The following is a 19,516-nucleotide window of genomic DNA, read 5'->3' on the forward strand; positions in this document are numbered from 1 at the left end:
CCCAGAGGGGCGGTCTGCGCCGCAACCCTTGAGGAGGCCCCATGTTCGGAGACAATTTGGAGCGCATCGTCGCCGGTATCGAGAAGAATTACGAGGCGGACGAGATCTTCTTCACCAAGCCCGGCCGCCGCTTTCCCAGCCGCACGGCCATCAAGGGGCTGCTGACGGAACTGCGCCGGGTGCTGTTCCCTGGTTACTTCGGCCCGGAGATGCTGACCCCCTCTACAAGCCCGAGCTACTTCATCGGCCAAACCCTCATTGATATCGAGAGCGTGCTGCGCCAGCAGCTGATTCTGGCGCTCACCTATACCTCTGACGATCGCGATGCGGCGGCGGGTAGCGGCAACCACTTGTGCGGCGGCTGCACGAGCGATTCCATCTGCGAGCAGACGGCCGACATCTGCACGAAGTTCTTCGAGGAACTGCCCCATATTCAGCGCGTGCTGCTCACCGATGTGCAGGCGCTCTACGACGGCGACCCGGCGGCCGGCTCCAAGGAGGAGGTCATCTTCACCTATCCGGGCCTGTACGCCATTTACGTGTACCGCATCGCCCACGTGCTCTACGACTTGGGGGTGCCCATCATCCCGCGCGTGATGACCGAGATCGCCCACTCCTCCACGGGCATCGACATCGGCGCAGGCGCCACTATTGGCGAGTACTTCTTCATTGACCACGGCACGGGTGTCGTCATCGGCGAGACCACGGTCATCGGCGACCACGTGAAGCTGTACCAGGGCGTGACCCTGGGAGCCCTGTCCACCCGTGGCGGCCAGCGTTTGGCCGGGGTGAAGCGCCATCCCACCATCGAGGACGACGTGACCATCTACTCCAACGCCTCGGTGCTCGGTGGCGAGACGGTCATCGGCAAGGGCTCGGTCATTGCCGGTTCCACCTTCGTGACGTTCTCGGTGCCCCCCAATTCCCGCGTGTCGGTGAAGTCCCAGGAGATCACCGTCCGTCAACCGGGGGAGCGGGACTAAAGGATGGAGAAGCGAGTTCAAACGGTCGAGGACTTTTTGAGATCGCTTCAGGTCCAGAGGGAGGCTCTAGGGGTTCCCGTGCCAGATGCACCTTTCGCGCTTACTGACGAATACCTCGAAGAGCTTCGTTGCGAGGCGAAGATCGAGAGGCTGGTCGAAGGGGATCCCCGCTCGCCACGGCCCTGAACCGGGGTCGTTCTACAGGAACTTCGTCTCGTTCAGTTTGGCGAGGACCCAGTTGTTGAGGCGGATGACGGGGCGGCGCAGCACGAGGCCCAGTATGAGGCTCGGGATGAGGAAGGCTGCGAGCTGCCCCATGTTCACCAGGTAGTGATTGCCGTAGATGCCGGCCATGGCTCCCTCCAGCGCCGGCATGGAATGGGCGAAGGGCAGCCACGGATAGATGGCCCCGAACAGCGGGGCCGAGAGCATTTGCACGGGCATGAGGCCGCCGGAGCCCGCCAGTTGCAGCACCAACCCGATGATGGCGATGGCCTTGCCGATGTTGCCGAAGGAAACCGTGAGGGTGTACACGAGGTTCGTGAACACCACCGAGGCCAGGCAGCAGGCGGCCAGATACAGCCAGAAGTGCTCGCATTCCACTCCGAGGAAGAACACGTTGCCGAGCCCTACGATGAGCGCTTGGCCTAGCCCCAGCAGGCAGAACACCCCGTAGCGCCCGAGGTACAGCTCCGCTTCCGTGGGAGCGCGCCCCATCCGCGCGGCCAGGGCCCTCTGTTGGGTCGGCGAGACGGTCACGCTCATGAGGGCCACCATGAAGATGGCGCCGATCCACAGGCAGAGCGAGGTGTAGAAGGGGCTCATGGCGCTGCCGTTGTCGGCCATGGGGTACACCGGGATGCGCTCGAGGCGGGTGGGGGCGGCCAGGAACTGGGCCACGGCGCCGGGGCGGTCGCCGATGATGCGGCGCACCGCCTCGAAGTCCCCGCTGCTCACGGCCTCATTCAGGTCGCGGCGGGCCTGATCGAGGGGCTCCCGCGCCTGGCGCAGCCCCTCGGCGCAGGAGCGCAGGGCCTGCTCGGCCTCGTTGAGCCCCTGGGAGAGGGAGCCGGTCGCGCCCCCGAGGCTCGCGGCGGTGGCGTGCAGGGAGTCCAGAAGGCTCTCGGTGTCGTCGCCCACCGCTCCCAGGCTGGCGCTGAGCCGTTCGAGCTCGCCCTTCAGCTGGTCGCGGTAGGTGTCCTCGGCAGCGGTCAGGCTGTCCCGGGCCTGGCCGACGCTCTCGGCTACCTTCCGATGGGCCTCCTCCAGCGTGTCCTTGTCGTGGCCGAGGGCCCCTTCGGCCTGCTGCAGGCTTTCCGCGAGGGCGCCGAGCGCCTCTTGGGCCCGGCCCAGCAGGGGTACCGCCGGGCTATCGGGGTCGGCCGCGGCCAGGGCGTCCTTCAGTTCCCCGTAGGCTGATGCCAAAGCCTCCGCGTCGGCGCGGGTGCTCGCCAGCACCGCTGCGGCCGCGGCCGGGTCCTCTTCCATGGTGGCGAAGGCCTCCTCCACCGCTGCGGCCACGGCATCATAGCTCTCTCGAGCCGTCGCCAGGTCGCCCTCGGCTCCGTCGGCGGCTGCCGTCAGGGCGTCCCGGGCCCCCGTGAGGGCCTCGTCGCCCTCGCCGATAAGGGGGCGCACGGCCTCGGGGGCCTTCCCCGCTTCGTCTAGTACGGTGCCAGCCGCCGTGGTGAGGGAACCGGTGGCGCCGAGCAGGTCGGCGTAGGCCTCGGTCTGGTCGGCCGCCGCCGCAAGCTCGCCCGTGGCCGCCTCGAGGCGCTGGCTCAAAGTCTGGGCGTAGGTGAGAATGCCCTCGCCATCCATGAAGTTCGTGAGGCTCGCCGTGGTGCCGAGGGCCACCTTCGCCACGGTATCCGCGAAGGTCTCGTCGATGGTTTCCTGCAGGGTGCTCGCCCCGGTGGAGGTGACCCGCTGGGCAATGGCATTCTCCTTCTCGTTGTCCCAGTAGTCGATTTTCGCCTCGGTGACCTGGCCGGTGAACACCGTCATCAGGTCGGCGGAGAAGTTCTTCGGAATCACCAGGGCCGCGTAGTACTCCCCCGAGCGCACCCCGTCGATGGCCTCCTGCTCGCTGACGAACTGCCAGTCGAAGCGATCGTTGGCCCGCAGGGCGCTGAGCACCGACTCGCCGGCGTTGATGGGCGTGGGAAGGAGGTCGGAGCGGTAGCCCTCGTCCACCGAGGCCACGGCCACCTTGATGTTGCCAGTGCTGTCGTAGGGGTCCCAAAAGCCCAGGGTGGTGAACCAGGCGTACAGCGGCGGCACCAGGGTGAGTCCCAGCACCACAATGGCGGCGATGACGTTGCGGAACAGGTGGCGCACGTCCTCGGCGAAGATCGCGGCGATCATCCTCATGGGCGCTCACCTCCTCGGGGAGAGCCGAGGGACAGCTGATGGGCGGCTTCCGCATGCAGATCGGCGGTGCTCAGGTCGGCGAGGGCGAGCTGGCGGGTGAGACGGGCATTCAGGAAGCTGATGACGATGAGGTAGGTGTCCACCACGATGATACCGACCACCATGGCCATGAGCATGAGCGCCCGCGTGTCCACGTCGGCCCGCACGAGCACCATGATGGCGAAGGTGATGAGCGGCTGGGCGAACAGCGCCACCCAGCCCACGCGCACCAGGCGCGGGTAGAGCCGTTGGAACCGCTGGGCCCGAGCGACCAGCTGGTCGCGGAAGGCGCCGGTATCCAGCAGGGCCCGCACGAGGGTGCGCGTGTGGAAGCGGGCCGCAGGTGCCGATGCCCCGGCGGCGTTCTCGGCCGCTTCCACTCCCGGGGCCACCGGCTCGGCCAGCAGCAGGTCGGTCTCGCCGAGTTTCTCATCGAACAGGAGGTTCAGGTTGAACGAGGCCCGGCCCAGGCCCAGGCCGATGGCGAAGCCGGCCGGCACAAACAGCAGGGCAAGCCACAGCATATCCCAGAGGTAATCGAGCCCGTAGAAGCCTCCGATGGCCTCCCGCATGGCATCGATGGAGTAGGTGAAGGGCAGCAGGGGGTGAATGGCCTGGAAGAAGGCGGGCATCATCTCGATGGGGAACATGCCCGACGAACCGGGAATCTGTACGATGAGCAGGATGACCGCCACGGCCTTCCCCACATGGCGGAAGGCGTAGGCCAAGGCGAACATGAGGTTCACGTCCACGAACACCGTGAGCAGCCCGGCCCCGATGAAGGCCGCAGGGTTCTCGCATTGAATGCCGAGGGCGAGGTCGCCGACGCAGCACACGAGGCCCATGGCCAGGCCGGCGGTGACGTAGAACAGCCAGCGGCCGAAGTAGGCCTGGGTGGGGGTGAAGCGGGGCAGCCCTTCGGGGTCGACCCGCAGTTTCACCATGGCCATGAGGATGAAGCCGGCCACCCACAGGGCCAGGTTCGTGAAGAAGGGGGTCACGCCGCTGCCGTAGTTCTTCACCGGGTACACGAGGTGGGTGTCCAGGGTGACGGGAGATGCCATGAACGCCCCCACGGTGGAGGGGTCGGCCTTCAGGTAGTCCGTCAGCGCCTGCACGAGGGCGGAATGCTGGAGGGCCGCCAGGTCGCTCTCGGCGCGGGTAAGGTTGTCCTGCAGGGTGCCCAGGACCCCGTCGGTGGTCTCGAGCGATGCGAGGGAGCTGTCCAGCGTCGTGCTCAGCTGGGCCAAGAGGGCCCGGGCCTCGGCCAGGGAGGGGGCCATGCCCGCTAGGGCGCCGTCCAAGGTGCCGCAGGCCGCCACGAGTCCGTCGAGGCTGCGGGTCAGGGCCGGCATTACGGTGTCGCGGAAGGTGCCGGCGGTCTGTTCCGTTGCCGTGGCGGCGCTGCGGGCGGCCTCGTCCAGGACGTCGCCCTCGCCTTCCAGCGAGGCCGCGGTAGCATCCAGGGCCGTCTGGGCGTTCTGCAGGGCGGCAATGGTGGCAGCCATGCGGTCGTTGCCCTCCCGGGCCTCGGCCAAGGCCTCGGTCACCGCCGCCGGGGCATCGGCCGCGGCGGCCTCCTGCTCCAGGGATGCCACGAGGGCCTCGTTGTCGAGCAGCAGGACCTGGGCCTCCTCCAGGGCCGCCCGCGTTGTGGCCTCGGCCGCGGCCACCGCGCCTGCGGCGGTGCCCAGGGCGCCGTGGGCCTCGCTCGCGGCCCGGGCCAGGGCAAGGGCCCCGTCGGTGGCCTGGTGGGTGAGGGTGTCGCCGTAGCCGTCCAGGGTGGTGCGCGTCTGCCCCAGAAGCTCCTTCGCCTCGGCGATGGTCTCCCGCAGGCGGGGGCCGTCCTCTTCCAGGGCCGCCAGGGTGTCGTCGGCCCGGTGCACGGCCGCCGCCGTGGCCTCGGCGGTGTTCCCGAGGGTCTCCAGGGCGCCCCGGGCCGCCTCAACGGTTTCCCGGGCCCGGCCCACGCCCGCGGTCAGGCTATGCTCGGCCGCCGCGCCCTGCTCCTGGGTCGAGGCGGCAGCCGCTTGGGTGGTGCCCACCACCTTCTCGGCCACGGTCTTCACGAAGTTCTCGTTGACGGCCTTCTGCACGGCCCCCGCGGCGGCGTCGGTCACCTTCGGGGCGATGGAGGAGGGCTTCTCGTCCACGTAGTAGTCGATGGTCGGCGGGGTGAAGTCGCCGGTGAACACGCTGGCGAAGTCGGCGCTGAAGTCCTCGGGAATGACGAGGGCTGCCCAGTACTTCCCCGCGTAGACCCCGTTGACGGCACTCTCCTTATCGGTGAATTCCCAGCCCATGGCGTGGTTCTCCCGCAGCGAGGCCACCACGCTGGCGCCCACGTCCAGCCTTCCCGCCTCGGCACTGTCGGCCCCGGCGTCCTCGTTGGCCACGGCCACCTTCATGGCCTCGGTGTTGCTGTAGGGGTCCCAGTTCGCGGCCACCACGTACCAGGCGTAGGCCGAGGGCATGACGATCATGCCGAGGGTGATGACGAGCGCGACGGGATTGCGCAGGATGCGCCGTACATCCCGCGCGAAGATGGCGAAGATCACGCCGAGGTATGCCCGCGCTCGCTTGAACACCGTGAAGCCCATTCTCGCTCGTCATTCCATGGGCACGATTATCTTCTCTCTCATCGATTTGTCGGGTCGTGCTGCCCGTTTGTCAACACGTTGTGGCCTGACCGCCGAAGGGTTGCGATACACTGCGATCATAGGCCCGCGGGCTCTTGGGGCCGCCCCGTTTCGTGCAGCCTGTTGCCCGCGCCCTCTGTAACGAGTTGAAAGGAGGCCCCCGTGGCCGATCGCACCATCGAGAATGACAGCACCGACGTCCCCGAGATTCCCGAGGAACTGGAGCGCGTGCTCGTCTTCGCCCTCGACGAGGGTAAGGAGAAATTGGAATCCGGCGCGGATCTCATTCCCTTCACCGCCCTCATCGTGAAGGACAACCTGTTCCTGGAGACCCACCCCGGCGACGACGCGGAGGAGTGCTTCGCCGCCGCTGAGGCCAACGTGCGCGGCGCCCGCGGCGCCGGCGGTTACGCCTTCTGCTATGACGGCTACATCGAGACCGACGACGGCGTGAAGGACGCCATCATCGCCGAGGGCGGCCAGCCCGGGGTCGACACCGGCTATGCCGTGGCCTACCTCTACGCCATGGATGACGACGGCGCCCTCACCTTCGAGGCCGAGCCGGCCTACATCGGCGAGGCCCCGAACTTCATGGAGGCCCTGAAGGAGCCGGTCGCCTACGGCGCCGACGAGATCGACGAGAAGTACGCCGCCGAGGACGAGGGAGACGACGCCGGCGACGAGTGCTGCGGCGCCCATGACCACGACGGCGACGGTCATTGCGGCTGCGGCTGCCACGGCGAAGCGGAGTAAATCTGCCGAAGCAATCTGCCAAAAAAGAAAGAGGAGGGCGCCCTGCTTCCCGCGGCGCCCTTCGCTGTTTTCGGGGCCAGAAGCAAAAAATGCCGGCGGCCATCAAGTCTCCTATTCCATGGGGATCGCTTGCTTGTGACCCATGGGAAAGGTGCGAAAGCCAGAAAAGCGTCATCAATTCGTTGCCTAGAAATTCGTTTACCGTTACATTGGTCTGAGGTAATTTCGCCCCTGTTTCCTGACATCAGGGGTTGGCTAAACGTCTCGCGCATCCGTGCCGCTCGTCGGGTCTGCCACTCGAATGCGCGAGCTGAGGAATAGGAGCGCTCCGTGAGACAGGCCATCGCTGCAACGCGCCCAGCAAAGCGGCCCCTTTTCGCCAAAGCCCTCGCTCTTTTCGCTGCCGTCGCCCTCGCGGGGGGGGGTCTTACACCCCTGCCGGCCTTTGCCGACGATGCAGCCGCGCCCCGCGCGACGTCGCTGGGCGGCTACACCGCGGTGCCGAAAACCTACCTGAAAGAAGTCGGTAAAGAGTTCCAGGGCGCCGTGAAGCCCAAGACCAACAGCCTGGGCGATGCCGCTATTCCTGGCGCCTACACCTCCATCGTGGGCCCCTACCAGTTCAACATTGCCGGCAACACGAACACCCGAGGCAAGTCGGATTCCATCATCGGCACCCAGTTGCACAGCTCCGTCGACCCCAACGCCGAGGCCGAGGCCGGCTACCGCCTGGAGAAGACCACCTCTCCGGTGGCAAATGTGGGTGGAGAGAAAGAGACTGCCCCGCGCAGTAATTCCAGTTCTGCGGTGCTGAAGGCGCCCGCTAGCGAAAACGTGCGCATCCACAAGGCCTACCTCGTCGTGGCCGCCACCCACTACAATCAGTTCCTCTCTGCGACCAGTCCTCTTTCTACTTACGGCGTCACCTTGAAGGGCCCTCGCGGCGGCATGATCCGCTGCTGGCCCGAATACCTCTTCAATGAGGGAGACAGCCGCACATCCACCTTCTTCGACGTAACGGACTTCGTGAAGGAGCAGTCCTACGGCATTTACACCGGCATCAATATCCCCTTCACCGCCCGCTCGGCCGCTGCCGTCGCGGGCGGCGACTACTTTGGCGCTTGGAAACTCATCGTGATCGAGGAAAATCCCGCGGTACCCGTGCGCATGCTGCGCTTGCTCCTGGGCGGCACCGGTGTGGTGAACGGCGCTACCACCCAGGTGGAAATCTCGGGCGAAGGCCTTTCGGTGGCCGATAAGCCCACTGGCGAGCTGGTCATGTCCATGGACGGCTCCGACTATATGGACAGCGCCCAATCCATGAACTATACCACCGACCAAGGCGGCTCGGGAAGCATTTCCAACCCCCACCACCCGCAAGACCGCTTCTATTCTTTCGTGATCGATCACAAAGGAGCGTGGGTTGATGTGGATCCGGCTCCTGTCGCTGGCAACACGAGCGCCTGCACGAGCACGAATCGCACTTGGCCCCAGGCCAACACCGACCTTTGCGTCATGGACATCAATGATGACGCCAACGGGGGCAGCCTGAAACTGAATGGCGGCGAAAAGCAGGTGATCGTGAAAGCCTCCACCAACAATAACCCCACTATCCTCAGTTCCCTCGGCCTGGCCATCGACATCGTGGTGCCCACCTTCGAAACCACGATGATCATCACCAACCTGGACCGCCACTATTCCTCCGACACCGAGAACTACAACCCCCATGTGCACTATGCGCAGGAGGGCGACCGCTTGCGCTCGACGGTGCTGGCCGTGAACAAGTCCCCCGAGGACAAAAAGCAGTTGGGATTGAAGAACGCCACGCTGACCATCGAGGTGCCCGCCATGCGTACGGTGAATCTCGATAGCGATGTGATCGCCCGCTACAAGAGCTACGACGGCAAGGAGTCCTACGACCTGAACGTTAAGGGCCTGGAAATGGTGGACGGCGTGCCGGTCATCACCGTGCAGGCCACCGACGACACGGTCATCACCCGCACCGGTTTCTTCGAAGTCATCTTCGAGGGCACCGCCAAGGGCAGCGAGACCTACGTGCCCTACTCTAACAGCGCGTCGCTGAAGGGCTCCTTCGTGGACGAGAACGGAACCCACCACGCGGACATGGTCATGGAGAAGCTCGGTCTCGTGTACAAGACCACAGCCTCCGACATTCTGCGCTTCCCCGTCACCGCCTCTTCCAGCGGCAGCGGTACGTTGACTGTCACGGGTGAGAACGGCGTGGGCGACAGCTACCCCACCAACGGCTCGGTCACCGTTACTCCCACGCCCGACGCGGGCCACCATGTGCAGTCCATCGTCATCGACGGGGTGGTGCGCGACGACCTGATCGGCAAGGACAGCTTCACGTTGCCCATCGACGGACAGGCCCACGACATTCGCGTGGTATACGAGCCCGACAGTCCCAACGATCCGCCCGCGGACGCGGAATTCATCCGCATCGATACCAAGGGCGACAAGGGCGTGGAAGCGCTCACCGAAACCCGTACGGTCAAGCGCGGCGAATCGATGACCATCACCTGGGCCGCCAAGGCCGGCTACCGCATTCACGAGGTGCTGGTAGACGGCATTCCCTATGCCAGTCCCGCCAGCGGCACCCTCACCCTCAGCAACATCGCCGTGGGGCATACCGTGGAAGTGCGCACCATCAGCGACTATTACTCGATCCAGACCATCGTGCGCGGACCCGGCGAGATCAGCGCCGGCACCACGGTGCCGAAGGGCGGCAGCTACACGGTGAATTGGAACGTGAAGGACGCTGCCAAGGACAAGGCGGAACTAGCCTACGTGTACATTGACGGCGTGAAGAAGTACGACAGCCATGCCGTTGAGCATGCCGAGGGCGCCTTCGAGACCTTTACCTTCGATCAGGTTACCGCCGACCACAAAGTGGAAGTGGTGTACAAGGAATTCGATGAGAAGTTCGGCACCGACGTTCCCGACCAGCCGACCGATGACGGCTCGTTCGTGGTCGCCACCCAGCTGGTGGGCGGCCCCGGAACCATTTCGCCCTCGGTCGAGCTGGAGAAGGGGTCCGCATCCGACGTGGATGTGACGTGGACTATCGGAGACGGCTTCTATCTGGATAGCGTAATCCTGACCCAGGGAGCCACGCGCACGGTACTTACGGCCAAGGACAACACCGTCAGACTGCCGGCCGTCAGCGCCGATTGCACCGTCCAGGTGGTGCTGAAAACCGAAGCCGAGCGCGATGAGGTGACCTATGCCATCGACACCTCCATGGTGGGAGGGCCCAGCTCCATCACGGGATCTATGGCGAACTTGAAGCCCCATTCCAGCGGGCATGAGGTGGTGTGGAAGGCTGCTGAGGGCTATCGGGTGGCATCGGTGCTGGTAGATGGCGTGCCCCGCGACGACCTGCTTTCCTCCGATCGGGTGCGGTTCGACGATATCGCGGCCAACCATTCGGTGATCGTCTCGGTGCAGCCCCTCAAGACGCTGGACATCACGGGCTTCTATTCCATCACCGTCACCTGCGAGGGCAACGGCATGGCCGGCAGGTCGGCCAGCGTTCCTCAGAACGGCTCGCACACGGTTAGCTGGTCGCCTTCGAAGGGCGAAGATGTTGTGCGCGTATTGATCGACGACATCGAGCAGCCCGGCCTGGTATCTGGGGCCGCTGCGGCATTGGCGAGCGACGCCGGCGCTGCCGCGCCCTTCTCGCTGATGAACGGTGCGCTGCCGGCCCTTATGCGCTCAGCCAACTCGTTCAGTTTCGCGAACGTGGGAGCCGATCATCGCGTGCATGTGGTATTCAGCGAGCACACGGTCCCGGCCGACACGCGCTTCCGTATCGACACCTCCATCGAAGGGGGCGAGGGCACTATCTCCGACGTCAGTATTGTGGACGGCGGCGACAGCCATACGGTCGCCTGGACCGTGGGCAACGGCAGTACCGTGGCCAAGGTGTACGTAGACGGCAAGGAGGTGGCTGTCCCCGCCGACAACCGGTGGACGTTCGACGACGTGGCGGCCAACCACACGGTGCGCGTCGTGCTGACGTCGACCGAGAAGCCCGAAGTGAAGCCCGAGGCGCCGAACGGCTACCACAGCATCATCATCGAGGGGTCAGGCGCGGGCACCGTAGGAGGTTCGGCCCACGTGCCGGCCAAGGGAAGCCACACGGTGACGTGGAAATCCAGTGACGGATCGCGGCCCCAGTACGTAATTGTCGACGGCGTCGTGCGAACCGATCTTTTGGACAAGGACAGCCTCACCTTCAGCGACATTGCCGCTAACCACACGGTGTATGTGGTATTCGAGGGCGGCTCGCTGCCCGAGGGCTTCGACCCCGACGGCGACGATAACGGCAACGGCTCGGACAGCTCGGGAGGGGGCGACAACGGCGGTAACGGCCCGGGCGGCGCTGGCGATAACAATGGTGGCGGCAACGGCAGCGCCGGCGGCAACGGCTCGGGCGACGAATCGAGCACCGGCGGAGCAGGGACGGGGGATGCCGAGCATACGGATGCCGGGAACGGCACGAAGCCCGCCTTCCTCACGCGCCTCGCCCAGACGGGCGATCCCCTCGCGGCGATCGCAACGACCGTCGGCCTTATCGGCTTCTTAGCTGCGGCGCTCCTTGTTGCGGCGTGGCGGAGGCGAAGCGCAGACAGGTAGTGTACCTTCGCCGCGGCCAGAAACAAAATTGCCGGCGGGACCGATCACTGTCCCGCCGGCATGCTCATCGTCGCGAGCATTCGACATCGCCCAAGAATCATGGTTGCCCAAGCCGGTAAGGCGGCTCTGGCAACCTTGGCGAAGATCGCAAGAAAGAAGTGGCGCGGCGAAGAGGGGTGCTTCGCCGCGCCGGAGGAGGGGGTAGCGGCATCAAGTGCCGCATCTGCTTTCAAGGGGATTGAAGCAGAGCGATGGAAGCAGGGGAACTTCCAAATCGCTGATACGAATAATAAAGCAAGACTTGTTTTCCTGTCCATAATGTGTATCGCATTCACAAGAGAGCGGCACAATTTTGGCGGTGAACTGTAATCTAGGGTAATTCGGTCACCGTTTGTCCCGATCACAGGCCCGCTCACCCTCAAAAGTCGCCAAAGGGCCCCTGCGGCGACTTCCTGTATCATGGAAGGGAAAACTTCTCGGAAAGGAATTCCCCATGGCTGATATCGCCCTGCGCTTCTTCAAGGACATGCTCGTCGTCTCATCTCCCGTCGCGGCGGCCCTGGCCCGTCAGGGCGTGACCGATCCGCGCGACCAGGCCCTCGCGGTCGTCTTGGAGCCGGAAACCGTGGAGGACATCTATCGCTTGGAAGCGGTGGCGGGGCCGCAGGTGCTGGTTACCCCCGTGGCCGATTTCACCCCCGCCCGCCTGGCGGCCCTCGGCATGGAAGGAAAGGGGACTGAGCTGGCCCGGGCGTCCCTCGCCGCCGTGCGCGCGTTCAAGCCCCAGCATCTGCTGGTGGAGATCGGGCCCTGCGGGCTGCCGCTGGATCCCTCGTCTAAGGGCTCCCTCGTGGAGAATCGCGATCAGTACGCTCGGGCCGCCGAGCTGTTCGAGGCCGAGGAGTTCGATGCCTTCTTCTTGAACGGGTTCACGACCATCGATGACCTGAAGTGCGCCCTCATGGGGCTGCGGAAGGTAAGCGACGCGCCCCTTTTCGCCTCGGTAGATGTTACGGCCGATGGCATGCTCGCCTCTGGCCGCGGCACCCTGGCCGAAGCGGTGGCGGTCATGGCCGACCTCGGCGCATCGGTGGCCGGCTTCGCCACCTTGGCCGACCCGGCCTCGGCGGCCCGGCTGGCCGATGGGGCCCGCGAGGCCCTGGCCGCCCAGGGAGCCGACCTTAGCCTCATGGCCACCCTCGTCGTGGCCGAGCGCGATTCCCGACAGCAGGGCCCTACGACCGAGAACCCCTACTACGCGCCGGATACCATGATGGCCGCCGCCGGGGCGCTGCGTTCGGCTGGGGTGCAGTTCCTCCGCGCAGCGGGCGATGCCACGCCGGCCTATACCGGCGTCCTGGCCGCCGCCACGGCAGGGCAGGATGTGACCGTAGAAGGCTAGGCGCATCTGCCCATCCGAAAACGAACGCCGAGAGCGCTGCTGCCCGTCGCGGTGGTTCGCCCGTCTGCGGCGGGAGGTTTCCGTCTGCGCCGGCGAGCTCCGCATGCGCGGGGCTTGCTGACGCGCCGTCATCTCTCATCGAAAAAACTTCTGTAGTTTTCGGCCGCGTAAAAACACAACTTGTTCGGTTGATCTCGAACGGTTCGGCGAGTACTATATGTATCCGCCAAATGAACGAATAAACACAAGATATAGTGGTTCAGTTGGTTGATAACCGGTGGAAAGCCTGTGGGCAAAACAAGGCGAAACATCGGTTTACCTCTTAGGAAGCATCGAAGTCCGACGATGGGGAAAACATTGTCGGACTTCCGTATGTTGTGGTTGGCAAGGCGCGGCAACGCGGCACAAGAAAGGAAGTACAGCGGTTATGCTCAAGACCATTATCAAGCGCGACGGGCGCACGGCGGAGTTCCACCCCCAGAAGATCGCCGATGCGGTGGAGAAGTCGTTCCAGGCCTGTGCGGCCATGCAGGATCGCGCCACCGCCGAGCAGATCGCCGCGACGGTCGTCGAGAAGCTTGAGAGCGGCGCCATCGAGGGCACGCCCACGGTGGAAGGCGTGCAGGATCTCGTGGAGGAGACCCTCATCGAGTCCGGCTTCGTGCAGACCGCCAAGGCCTACATCCTGTACCGTGCCGAGCGCAGCCGCGTGCGCGACGTGAACTCCCGTCTCATCCAGACTTTGAAGGACATCACCTTCTCCAAGGCCGCCGACTCCGACATGAAGCGCGAGAACGCCAACATCGATGCTGACACCGCCATGGGTACCATGCTGAAGTACGGCTCGGAATCCGCCAAGCAGTTCTACGAGATGTGCGTCATCGACCCGCGCTACGCCAAGGCCCACCGCGAGGGCGACATCCACATCCACGACATGGACTTCTACACCCTGACCACCACCTGCTGCCAGATCGAGCTGCGCAAGCTGTTCAAGGGCGGATTCTCCACCGGCCACGGCGTGCTGCGCGAGCCCAACGACATCTCCAGCTACGCGGCCCTGGCCTGCATCGCCATCCAGTCGAACCAGAACGACCAGCACGGCGGCCAGTCCGTCTGCGACTTCGACTACGGCCTGGCCGTGGGTGTGGGCAAGACCTTCCGTCGCCTGTTCAAGAAGCACGCCGCCGAGGCCATCGACCTCTTGACCGACATCGAGGACGACCGTGCCTTCGCCGAGAACCTGCTGGCCTCCGTAGAGGCCGAGACCGGTACCACCGCCAGCCTGGAGATGGATCCGGCCTTCCGCGCCGCGGTCATCGCCGGCATCGTGGCCGCCGGGGCCGACGAGGCCACGGCCGAGCGCGTGGTGGCCTACGCCGAGAAGAACGCCTCTCGCGACACCGACCGCCAGACCTTCCAGGCCATGGAGGCCCTGGTGCACAACTTGAACACCATGCACTCCCGCGCCGGCGCCCAGACGCCCTTCAGCTCGGTGAACTACGGTATGGACACCAGCCCCGAGGGCCGCATGGTCATCAAGAACATGCTGCTGGCCACCGAGGAGGGCCTGGGCTCCGGCGAGACTCCCATCTTCCCCGTGCAGATCTTCCGCGTGAAGGAGGGTGTGAACTACAACCCGGAGGATCCGAACTACGACCTGTTCAAGCTGGCCATGCACTGCTCGGCCAAGCGCCTGTTCCCGAACTTCAGCTTCCTGGACGCGCCGTTCAACGCCCAGTACTACAAGGGCACGCCGGAGACTGAGATCGCCTACATGGGCTGCCGCACCCGCGTCATGGGCAACGTGTACGACCCCGACCGCGAGGTCACGCCCGGCCGCGGCAACCTGTCCTTCACCTCCATCAACCTGCCCCGCCTGGCCATTCGCGCCAAGGGCGACATCGACCTGTTCTTCGACCTGCTCGATTCCAAGCTGCAGCTGGTGACCGGCCAGCTCGACGAGCGCTTCGAGATTCAGGCCCGCAAGCACGTGTACAACGCGCCGTTCCTCATGGGCCAGGGCGTGTGGATCGATTCCGAGAAGCTCTCGCCCACCGACGTGCAGCGCGACGTGCTGAAGCACGGCACCCTGACCACCGGCTTCATCGGCCTGGCCGAGTGCCTGGTGGCCCTCACCGGCCAGCATCACGGCCAGTCGCCTGAGGCCCAGCGCCTCGGCCTGGAGATCGTGGGCCACATGCGCTCCTACTGCGACCGCATCTCCCAAGAGCGCGGCATGAACTACTCGCTCATCGCCACCCCGGCCGAGGGCCTGTCCGGCCGCTTCGTGCGCATCGACCGCGAGCGCTACGGCGTCATCCCCGGCGTGACCGATCGCGACTACTACACCAACGGCTTCCACGTGCCGGTGTACTACGACATCTCCGCCTACGACAAGATCGCCCTGGAGGCGCCCTACCACGCGCTCACCAACGGCGGCCACATCAGCTACATCGAGCTGGACGGCGACCCGTCGGACAACCTGGAGGCCTTCGAGAGCGTCATCCGCTACATGAAGGACTGCGGCATGGGCTACGGTTCGGTGAACCACCCCGTGGACCGCGACCCGGTGTGCGGCTACAACGGCATCATCGAGGACGTGTGCCCGAAGTGCGGCCGCTCCGAGGACGCCCACAACCAGCCCTTCGAGCGCATTCGCCGCATCACCGGCTACCTGGTGGGCACCCTGGATCGCTTCAACGACGCCAAGCGCGCCGAGGAAAGCCAGCGCGTGAAGCACGACGTGCCCGCCGGCGAGTAACGCGGCGCCGAACATCTCGCGCACCCCTGAGGGCCGTCATTATGACGGCCCTCTTTGTTTTTCCTCGAGAAAAGGCATAGTCGGCTGAGAATCGGGCATTTTAAGGGATTCTGCAATATGATAGGATAACCTATCAAAATGTTAAATCTAACAAAATGATAGGTTTATTGCCGAGGGAGCTACCGATGTACGAGAGGTCTATTGTCTCTGTTTTGTCGAAGCGCATGGAAGAGCCGCGTCGTTTTATCCAAATCGTGATAGGGCCGCGCCAAACGGGGAAGAGCACGGCGGTCTCTCAGGCACTCGCACGCGTGGGCGCTGCAAAAGTCTCGGCATCCTTCGATAGGCCACGCGACCGGACCGCAAGAAGGCTTGAGGGGGTCTGGAACGAGGCGCGCCGTTTTCTTCGTGATGAGCCCGAGGTGATCTTGTCCCTCGATGAGATCCAGAAGGTGCCTGATTGGTCATCAACAGTGAAGGCTCTTTGGGATGAGGATACGAGGGAGGGGCGCAATGTAAAGGTCGTTCTCACGGGCTCATCGGCTCTTACGCTCCAAAGCGGCATGGCCGAGTCTTTGAAGGGGAGGTTCGAGGAGATACCCTCGACACAATGGACCTATGCTGAGTGTCGCGAGGCGTTCGGCTTCTCGCTCGACCAGTTTCTCTTTTTCGGAGGCTACCCCGGGGCAGCGGCATTTATTGACGATGTGGACCGATGGTTCGCCTACATGCATAGCTCCATCATCGAGCCCACTATTACGCAAGACGTTCTGGAAATGGAAACGGTGAAGAAGCCCGCCCTCCTTCGTGCCCTTTTTGAAACGGGCGCCCTTTATTCTGCGCAGGAAATATCCTATCGGAAACTGCTCGGTCAACTAGATGACAAGGGGAACACCGAAACGGTGGCGCACTACCTGGATCTTCTCGATCATGCCGGCTTGTTGTCCGGTCTCAAGAAATACGATGAGAAGATTCTCCGCTCGAAAACGAGCTCGCCGCGGCTCCTCGTCCACGATACCTCCCTGATGACGGCAGCTTACGAGCAGGATTGGGAGCAGCTCATCTCGATGCCCGACCAGCGCGGTCATCTTGTCGAGACGGCAGTGGGGGCCTATCTTCTGGCCCGTTCCAAGACCGAACGTTTTGCGCTTCGTTGGTGGCGCGAGCGAAACGACGAGGTCGATTTCGTGATAACCAAGGGCACAAGGCGCACGGCCATCGAGGTGAAGAGCGGACGCCACCGTCGGGCCCTGGGGGTTGGCACATTCGTCGAGCGCTATCCGGGCACCTATGCGCTCGTGGTCGGAACCGACGGGTGCACGTTGGAGGACTTTCTGTCAGGAAACGTCTCCCTTTTCCAATAGCGCAGAAGCTTCAGGCAATGTGCAACTGCCTCGTGTCGGACAGATGGCCGCTTACAGGTTGTCGAAGGCGTCGCGAACGAGAGAGATAAGCTGGTCTCGTGAGTGCACATCAAGCTTCACGTATATCTTGTGGGTGTGAGTGCGAACCGTGCTCACGGTGATAGAAAGCTGGGAGGCGATCTCCTGCGGCGTGCGGTTGCGGGACAATTCAAGCAGCAGCTCCCTCTCTCGGTCGGAGAGCATCGCGCGCTTTCCGACGATCTCGCAGGCTTCCTCCCAGGGCCGCTCGCTTTTCCTCGTCTGAAGTTTGTTACGCTCGCGCATGAGGACATCACGAATATTGAGCTGATTTGCCCCCGAAGCCTCAAGAATCTCATCAAGGTCTTTCTCAGTGAACACCAACACGAAGCAGCCGAGTATGAGCGCGATCAGCAGGACAGCGAAGGGCGTTCCGATACCGTCGGGGTTTGCGCCCAGCTTATCGAACACGTTCCAATAGCCGTACAGGTAGCCCACGCCAAGCCCCATGTTGGCAAACCCTTCCCCCAGCCCAAATACGAGTACGGGCGAGAAGCCTCCCGATTTCGCTACGAAGGAGAGCAGGCACCACACGATAAGGCTGTTAACGCTGGAAAGGGCTGCTGTGAACACCAGGGGGAGGGCGGTGTGCAGGTTGAGGAGCGGAAGGGCGGCAACGACAAGGGCAAGAGCGGCCATGCACAGCAGATACAGCCGACCAAAGCCGACGCTTTTAAGAAAGAAGAGGGCGGCGCAAATAAGCAGGATTGCGAACGTGAGGCGCAGGAGCATGGCTTGCTGGGAGTTAAGTTGATGCACGTCAGGCGGTTGGTCGAGCATGAAGAAGTTGCGAACGATGGACGACACCGCCGAGAAGACGCATACAGCGACCATGAGCTTGATCATGAGGGGGAGCGCCTTGAAAAAGAGCGGCACGGTAAGAAGGTCGTTCCCGGGAGCAATGCTTTCCTTGCCAGCTTCTTCAGGAAGAGAGGCAAGACCGACGACTACCACGGGCAGCAAAACTACCGAGAGCAGATTGCTGAGCGGAGGGCCGTCGGGAACGGGAGTAAACCAGCTGTTGCCGATGACGAGGTAGAAGATAATGGCCACGAGTAGTTCGGAGAGCGCCGCGTAAAGGAAAACCTTGCTGGGCTCCAGATGGGCGTACAGCCTGGCAACGAACAAGGTGAGCAGTCCGAGCCCGATGCCGACGAAGATACTGCCGCCTTGGAACAGGATCGAGGAAGGGCCCCAGAGCGCGAGAAAGCGCGGCCCGCTTGCGATAAGCAGCAAAACGCCGACAACGCACATGCCCGCTATCAGCAAAGACGCGCGGCGCCATTGAAAGAAGCGAGCGAGCTTTTGCTGGAAGAAAGCACCAGCGATAAGCACTGCAGCCGAAACAAGATACACATGCATGGCTACATCAATGGCAGCCAGATTCCCGGCATCAGTGACGGTCATCCATGCTCCGAAGTCAACGACGAGGTAAGTCCAAGCGAGCAAAACTCCCAAGGAGAAATAGCGCAAGTTGGGCCAGAGGGTTACTAGGGATGTGCCAGCAGATGCTAGACATCTCTTTGCCCCAGTACTGGAATCTGCCACGGTCTCACCCTCCCTCGTTCGTAGCTCAATGATGGCCGTTCGGGCGTTTTGGCGCAATACACAAATCTTATGTACAGCAGATAGATGCAGGTGCAGAGCAGAAAAAGCGAAAAATCATATAGCTGTTCGTAGGGAGTGCCTGCCTGTCTTTTGTACTTTGCCGTTGTTGGTAGCTCGGCAAGGAGGCCTGGCGTGGAAGAGAGGGACTCAGCTATGGAGGAGCAGCGAAGAGGGAAAGCATTCGAAAGTAATGACGAAGAGCGTCGCGCGAAGGCCGACGTGCTGTTTCGCCATAACCCTGGGTACCGCCAAACATTCCTCGCTATTCTCAAGGCGTGCGAGCGCGAACCCCAGGCTCTATCCGATTTAGAGGAGATGGTGGCCGCCGGTCCCGGTTATGAGAAGCTCCGGCAGCCCCCGTTTTTCCCTATTTCCTGGTTGCACGAGGCGGGGTGTCTGGAGGAGCAATACCTTGATCACGAAGGCCGCCTTTATCGTGCTTCCGATGTGGAAGATCTCACCGAAGATGAGCTGGATGATCTGGTGGCCACTACGGCCTACGAAACGACAGAGGCAGGCTTGGCAGTGCGAGAGCTGTTCAGTCCCGCGCGCAAGCTCACGGCGCTGCTTGATGACGAGCCCGATCGTGCTGACCTGTATCAGGAGCTTCTTGACTATCTCCAGGAGAAGAAGAGCTTTGCCCAAATCGAGGTGCTCATTCGTGGTCGCGATGAGCTTATCACTACGGCACGCGATGGTGTGAAGCTGCAACCGAGCCTGTTCGTTGACAAGCTTGAGGCGGCCGGGGTCATTGCTTACGACGGTGGATGGCAAATCACCTCCGAGGGAAAGGAGCTTCTGAAGACAGCGTAAAGGCGAATCAAACGGAACGAAACGGACCTAGAGGAGAGGAA

The 19,516-nt window shown here is 63.6% G+C and carries 11 protein-coding genes; 8 read left to right on the plus strand and 3 right to left on the minus strand.

Annotation, left to right across the window (positions count from 1 at the left end; translation table 11 throughout):
* The first annotated feature begins 41 nt into the window (after window positions 1-41).
* Complete coding sequence (locus ACTOXK_RS07030; RefSeq protein WP_482277347.1) at window positions 42-983, plus strand: serine O-acetyltransferase; 942 nt, start codon at window positions 42-44, stop codon at window positions 981-983.
* A 198-nt stretch (window positions 984-1,181) separates the two neighbouring features.
* Here ACTOXK_RS07030 and ACTOXK_RS07035 read toward each other — a convergent pair whose 3' ends face one another.
* A complete protein-coding gene (locus ACTOXK_RS07035) occupies window positions 1,182-3,356 on the minus strand; it encodes a YhgE/Pip domain-containing protein (protein ID WP_482277346.1) in 2,175 nt (724 codons plus the stop codon).
* Window positions 3,353-5,995 carry a YhgE/Pip domain-containing protein gene (locus tag ACTOXK_RS07040; protein WP_482277345.1) on the minus strand — a complete coding sequence of 881 codons (2,643 nt, stop codon included), beginning with the start codon at window positions 5,993-5,995 and terminating at the stop codon, window positions 3,353-3,355. Before ACTOXK_RS07040 ends, ACTOXK_RS07035 begins: the two co-directional genes overlap by 4 nt.
* A 201-nt stretch (window positions 5,996-6,196) precedes the next feature.
* Between ACTOXK_RS07040 and ACTOXK_RS07045 the strand changes: the two genes are divergently transcribed.
* The 6 genes from ACTOXK_RS07045 to ACTOXK_RS07070 all read left to right on the plus strand — a co-directional run bounded on the left by ACTOXK_RS07045 (window position 6,197) and on the right by ACTOXK_RS07070 (window position 16,976).
* A complete protein-coding gene (locus tag ACTOXK_RS07045; RefSeq protein WP_482277344.1) occupies window positions 6,197-6,787 on the plus strand; it encodes a hypothetical protein in 591 nt (196 codons plus the stop codon).
* A 546-nt stretch (window positions 6,788-7,333) separates the two neighbouring features.
* The gene (locus ACTOXK_RS07050; protein ID WP_482277343.1) at window positions 7,334-11,449 is read left to right on the plus strand and encodes a hypothetical protein; all 4,116 of its coding nucleotides are present in this window, start codon (window positions 7,334-7,336) and stop codon (window positions 11,447-11,449) included.
* A 135-nt stretch (window positions 11,450-11,584) separates the two neighbouring features.
* Window positions 11,585-11,818, plus strand: a complete 234-nt coding sequence (locus tag ACTOXK_RS07055; protein ID WP_482279583.1) for a hypothetical protein — start codon at window positions 11,585-11,587, stop codon at window positions 11,816-11,818.
* A 124-nt stretch (window positions 11,819-11,942) separates the two neighbouring features.
* Complete coding sequence (locus ACTOXK_RS07060; protein ID WP_482277341.1) at window positions 11,943-12,851, plus strand: homocysteine S-methyltransferase family protein; 909 nt, start codon at window positions 11,943-11,945, stop codon at window positions 12,849-12,851.
* 427 nt (window positions 12,852-13,278) lie between these two features.
* On the plus strand, window positions 13,279-15,612 hold the full coding sequence (locus tag ACTOXK_RS07065; RefSeq protein ID WP_482277340.1) for an anaerobic ribonucleoside triphosphate reductase: 2,334 nt from the start codon (window positions 13,279-13,281) through the stop codon (window positions 15,610-15,612).
* 185 nt (window positions 15,613-15,797) lie between these two features.
* On the plus strand, window positions 15,798-16,976 hold the full coding sequence (locus tag ACTOXK_RS07070; RefSeq protein WP_482277339.1) for an ATP-binding protein: 1,179 nt from the start codon (window positions 15,798-15,800) through the stop codon (window positions 16,974-16,976).
* A gap of 51 nt (window positions 16,977-17,027) precedes the next feature.
* On the opposite strand, the gene ACTOXK_RS07075 is transcribed toward ACTOXK_RS07070, so the two are convergent.
* Window positions 17,028-18,461: a helix-turn-helix transcriptional regulator gene (locus tag ACTOXK_RS07075; RefSeq protein ID WP_482277338.1), complete on the minus strand. Its 1,434-nt coding sequence runs from the start codon at window positions 18,459-18,461 to the stop codon at window positions 17,028-17,030.
* 333 nt (window positions 18,462-18,794) lie between these two features.
* On the opposite strand from ACTOXK_RS07075, the gene ACTOXK_RS07080 reads away from it, so the two are divergent.
* Complete coding sequence (locus tag ACTOXK_RS07080) at window positions 18,795-19,475, plus strand: hypothetical protein (RefSeq protein ID WP_482277337.1); 681 nt, start codon at window positions 18,795-18,797, stop codon at window positions 19,473-19,475.
* Window positions 19,476-19,516 lie beyond the last annotated feature (41 nt).

The sequence above is a fragment of the Adlercreutzia sp. genome, from assembly GCF_056795635.1.